At 71.9% G+C, this 4,867-nt stretch carries 5 protein-coding genes; 3 read left to right on the top strand and 2 right to left on the bottom strand.

Features of this window, described 5'->3' with window-relative positions:
• Positions 1-788, top strand: a 788-nt coding sequence (locus tag DMC18_RS16620; protein ID WP_255580402.1) for a putative 2OG-Fe(II) oxygenase, incomplete at its 5' end; no start/stop codon positions are given.
• Positions 789-851: 63 nt separating this feature from the next.
• On the opposite strand, the gene DMC18_RS16615 is transcribed toward DMC18_RS16620, so the two are convergent.
• Both DMC18_RS16615 and DMC18_RS16610 read right to left on the bottom strand, forming a co-directional pair.
• A complete protein-coding gene (locus DMC18_RS16615; RefSeq protein WP_110118283.1) occupies positions 852-2,111 on the bottom strand; it encodes a DUF1501 domain-containing protein in 1,260 nt (419 codons plus the stop codon).
• On the bottom strand, positions 2,108-3,547 hold the full coding sequence (locus DMC18_RS16610; protein ID WP_233245159.1) for a DUF1800 family protein: 1,440 nt from the start codon (positions 3,545-3,547) through the stop codon (positions 2,108-2,110). The genes DMC18_RS16615 and DMC18_RS16610 overlap by 4 nt, the downstream gene beginning before the upstream one ends.
• Before the next feature lie 117 nt (positions 3,548-3,664).
• Here DMC18_RS16610 and DMC18_RS16605 point away from each other — a divergent pair, with 117 nt between their 5' ends.
• Both DMC18_RS16605 and DMC18_RS16600 read left to right on the top strand, forming a co-directional pair.
• The gene (locus DMC18_RS16605; protein ID WP_110118282.1) at positions 3,665-4,393 is read left to right on the top strand and encodes an ATP12 family chaperone protein; all 729 of its coding nucleotides are present in this window, start codon (positions 3,665-3,667) and stop codon (positions 4,391-4,393) included.
• 8 nt (positions 4,394-4,401) lie between these two features.
• On the top strand, positions 4,402-4,728 hold the full coding sequence (locus DMC18_RS16600; RefSeq protein ID WP_110118281.1) for a YnfA family protein: 327 nt from the start codon (positions 4,402-4,404) through the stop codon (positions 4,726-4,728).
• Positions 4,729-4,867 lie beyond the last annotated feature (139 nt).

Raw genomic sequence — 4,867 nt, 5'->3', positions numbered from 1 at the left:
TGGCCCCTAACGCCGCTCCCGTGCTCAAGGCCCTGGCTGAAGCCCTTCTGGCGACCGGCGACGCGGCCGGCGCGTCCTCGGCGGCCGGTGCGGTGGTGGCCGCCTTGCCCTACGACCAGCATGCCCTGGCCTTGCAGGCCACGGCCTGGCGGATTCTGGGCGATCCCCGCTATGGCGCGCTCTACGACTACGACGCCTTCGTGCGGCCCTACGTCCTGCCCACGCCCGACGGTTGGCCCGACCTCGACAGCTTCCTGGCCGACCTGCGCACGCGCCTGGGCCAGCTGCACGACCTGGAGGCCCACCCCTTGCAGCAGTCGCTGCGCGGCGGCGCCCAGGTGCAGTCGCTGCATTCCTCGCCTGAACCGCTGTTCCAGGCCTTCTTCGCCAACGCCCGCGCCAGCGTCGAGCGCTACGCCGCCGAGATCGGCGAGGGGAGCGATCCGCTCCGCATCCGCCGCACCGGCGTCGCCGCCATCCAGGGCGGCTGGTCGGTCAGCCTCAAGCCGAACGGCTTCCACACCGACCATGTCCATCCGCAGGGCTGGGTGTCGTCGGCCTTCTACATCGACCTGCCGCCGGGCGTGGACGATCCGGACAAGCGCGAAGGCTGGATCAAGTTCGGCCAGCCCGGCTGCGCCACGGCGCCCAAGCTGATGGCCGAGCACGCGGTGAAGCCCGCGCCGGGCACCCTGGTGCTGTTCCCGTCCTACATGTGGCACGGCACCGTGCCGTTCACCGGCGACGCGCGCCGGCTGACGATGGCCTTCGACGCGGTTCCTGCTTAGGTCTCCAAAACTCCGTAAAATCCCCGCGAAAGCGGGGATTTTACGGATAGGGATCGAGCGGTCTCAAACCAGCCCCGTCACCGCGTTCGCCCCCGCGCTGTCGGCGAACACCTTGCGCTCCACCGCCGTCCGCTCGACCCCCAGGTGATCCACCAGCACGCCCTTGAACAGGCCGCGCATGTCCAGGGTCGGGGCTACGTCGCGGTTCTCGAACAGAGCCGTATCCTTCAGCGTCGGCCAGTCGCCGATGATGCCGCCGGGCTTCAAGGCCCCGCCGAGCACCAGGGCGGTCGAGGCCGTGCCGTGGTCGGTGCCGCCGGTGCCGTTGACCCGGGCGGTGCGGCCAAATTCGGTGGCGGCGACCACCACCGTGTTCTTCCAGTCCGGACCCAGTCCCTCGTGCAGGCCGTCGAGCACGGCGTCCAGATAGGCCAGGCGCGTGGCGATCTGGCCGGGCTGGCCGGCGTGGGTGTCGAAGCCGTCCAGCGACAGGGCGGCGATCTGCGGGCCGTCGGCCTGGCGCATGAAGCCGGCCAGGGTCGAGCCCAGCTTGCGCGCCGCCTCGCGGCCCTGGCGGTTGTCGGCGGGACGGCCGCCCGGCGCATTCATGGCGGGGGCGTTCATGGCCGGCGCCATTCCCTGGACGGTGGTCGGAGCGGGCGCCATGGCCGTCATCGCCGCCTGGGCCATGGCCTCGGTCTCCAGCCCGCGCGCGAAGGCGGGGCCGAGCAGGGCGTCGCCCTTGTAGAGGTCCTGCAGCAGGGTGGGCAGGCGCGCGGTCTCGTCGACGCCCTTGCCCGGCGACCAGCTGGCCGCCTGCACCGGCCCGCGCAGGATCAGCGGCGCCGTGCCGCCCACCGACAGGGCCTCGGTCCTGCCCGGCCCCATCACCTGCAGCGTGCGGTTCAGCCAGCCGCTGTCGGCGCCGTAGACCTTGGCCTCGCCGGTCTCCAGCACGTCCTGGGCCTCAAAGTGCGAGCGGGCGCGGTCGGGCGTGGCGATGGCCGGGGCGATCCGCGCCTGGCCCTTCAGCGCCAGGGCGTGGACGGCGGTCAGCGACGGGTGCAGGCCGAAGGTCCCGTCCAGCTTCAGCACCTCTTCCGGCTTGATGGCGATGGCCCCGCGCAGGGCGGCGTAGTCCGGATCGCCCACCGGCGGAGCGACCGACATACCGTCCATGCCGCCGCGACAGACCACGACGATCAGCTTCTTGGCGCCCGTCGCGGCGTGGGCCTGTCGCCCGACGAAGCTGACGGCGACGCCAAGGCTGGCGGCCGCGGCCAGGAACGAACGACGCGAGGGGGAGGGCGAGGCAGCGGTCATCGGCGTTGGAACTCCGGACTCATCACCAGCAGGGCGAAGGCTTCGCGGCGCGTCTCAGCGCGGGCGACGGCGCGGGCCGTGGGTTCGCTCAATCGCGCCCCCAGCGCCGAGCGCGCCAGGGCGTCGGGATCGCGGGTGTCGGCGACGGCCGAGGCGAAGCCCTGCGCCCACTGCATGCGCTTGATCAGCCCGTCGGGCGAGGCCCAGGCCTGAGCCTCCTCGGGCCAGCCCTTGGGCGAGGGCGGGGTGAACGGCTTCTGGTTCAGGCTGGTCAGGATCGGGTTCAGCTTCTCGATCTTCTCCGGTCGGCCGCCGACGGCGCGCCAGGTCGAGACCACGAACTCGTAAGGCGTCTTGATCTTGGCCGCGTCCGGATCCCAGGCCTCCGGGGCCTCGACCAGGGCCTGCGCCACCTCATCCAGCCGCCCGCCGGTGTCCATCCAGCGCTTCTCCAGCCGCGCGACCAGGGCCGGCGGCGGCTCGTCGGCGACGAAGTGGCGGGCGAGCTTGCCGCAGACGTGGCGGGCGGTGCGCCGGTCGTTCGCCAGCGCCTTCAGCACAGCCAGCCCCTGGCCCTCGCCGTCCTCGGCGTAGCGGGCGCCCAATATGGTCCGCTGGCCCGGCTCGTGGGCGCCCGTCCGGAACAGGAAGGCGCCGGCGTCCGGGTCCTGCGCCCGGCCGATGCTGAAGCCGGTCAGGGCGCGGGCGAACTCTGTGACGTCGGCCTGGGCGTAGCCGCCGTCGACGCCGACGGTGTGCAGCTCCAGGATCTCGCGGGCCAGGTTCTCGTTCAGCCCCGCCCGCCGATTGTTGCCGCGTCCCGCCGCCCGACTGGTCGGGCCGATCGACTGGGCCTGGTCCAGATAGGTCAGCATGGCCGGATGGGTGCTGGAGGCGACCAGCAGGTCCTCGAAACGTCCGAACACATTGGGCCGGATCGCCTCGCGCTCGAACGGCCCGATCATCACCGCCGTCGCTTGCCGGGTGGCCGACACCGTGAAGTGGTTGGCGAAGAACAGCGCCCAGCGCTCGCGAAAGCCGGCCGGAGTGTCGCAGGCCAGCTGGGCGCGGGAGAGGAAGTCGTCGCTGGTCTTGTCGCGCAGATAGCGCTGGGCGTCTTTCTGGGCCTGCTGCAGGGCGTCGCGACCGGGCTTGGCGTCGACCAGAGGGATCGGCTTCATGCCGTCCTCGCCCTTGATCGCCCGCGCCTCCTGGCGCATGGCCCGCCGCTCCATGCGGTAGTCGGCGAAGGCGGCGAAGCGTGTGGCGGCGCTGTCGCCGTCGCCCTGCGGCTGGTCGGCGCCCTCGCGGCGGACCTGGTCGGCAAGGAACCCCTTGGGATCGCTTCGGGCCGCGTCGATCTCGCCCGGCCGCGCGCCCATCCCGAAACGGGTGGCGGCCAGGGCGGCCATCAGGTCCTTGGAAGGCAGGCTCAAGGCGGCTCTCCCCTTAGGTCTGGCTTGCGGCCAGGCTTGCGGTCTGGCGGGCGATCGCTCATTCAACGCGGCGGCGACGCTCTTGCTTCGCCCATATCCAAGAAATGAGCCTTTCCCGTGTCCGACAAGCCCGACCTGATCGACAAGCCGCGCCGCTTCTACAAGGCCGCGACCGCCGGCGAGGCCAAGGACGGCGCTTATCCGGTGCTGCTCGACGGCCGCACGCCCAAGTCGCCGCAGAAGAAGCCGCTGGCCCTGCCGACCCTGGCCCTGGCCCAGGTCGTCGCCGGCGAGTGGGAGGCCCAGGAAAAGGTCATCGACTCCACGGCCATGCCCGCCACGCGCCTGGCCTTCACCGCCATCGACCGTATCGCCGAAACCCGGGCCGAGGTCGCCCGAGAGGTCGCCGCCTATGCCGGCTCGGACCTGCTCTGCTATCGCGCCGACGGCCCCACGCCCCTGATTGAGCGCCAGGAGCGCGAGTGGGGCGCCATGCTCGACTGGGCCAAGGCCGAGCACGGCGTGACGCTGACGCCGGTCACCGGGATCATCCACGCCCCGCAGCCGCCGGCCACCCTGGCCACGGTCGAGGCCCTGGCCCTGACCCTGGACGACTTCAGCCTGGCGGGCGTGGCCTATGCCGCCGGCCTGCTGGGCTCCACCGTCCTGGCCCTGGCCCTGCGCGCCGGCCGCGTCACCGGCCAGAAGGCGCTGGATCTCTCGCGCCTCGACGAGATCTATCAGGCCGAGCAGTGGGGCGACGACCACGAGGCCGTGACCCGAGCCGCCAACCTGGCGATCGAGGCGGCCGCGCTCGAGCGGTGGTTCGCCGCTCTTCGCCGATAAACGGGCCGGTGAGAAGCTTCCTCGTCTACGTTCTGACGGCCGTCTGCGAGATCGGCGGCTGTTTTTCCTTCTGGGCCTGGCTGCGGCAGGGGCGTTCGGCGCTGTGGGCGATCCCCGGCGTCCTGGCCCTGGTCGCCTTCGCCTGGCTGCTGACCAAGATCGAGGCCGACGCCGCGGGCCGGGCCTTCGCGGCCTATGGCGGGATCTACATCGCCTCGTCCATCGTCTGGATGCGGACGGTCGAGCAGGTGAGGCCCGACCGCTGGGACCTGATCGGGGCGGTGGTCTGCCTGGCCGGTGCGGCGATCATCCTGTTCGGACCCAGGGCCGCCTGAAGGCTGCGCCTTGCCAGCCCCGCCGGGGCTCTTTACGCCTTTGGGTTCCAGTCCCTGCTTGGAGCCCACGACCTTGCAACACATCCTCGAAGAGCTGGATCGTCGTCGTGAGCAGGCCCGCGCCGGCGGCGGCGAGCGC

The organism is Caulobacter sp. D5 (assembly GCF_003185805.1).
Classification (GTDB): Bacteria; Pseudomonadota; Alphaproteobacteria; order Caulobacterales; family Caulobacteraceae; genus Caulobacter.
Note: the sequence above shows the minus strand (reverse complement) of the source record. Positions and strands in the feature narration are given on the sequence as shown.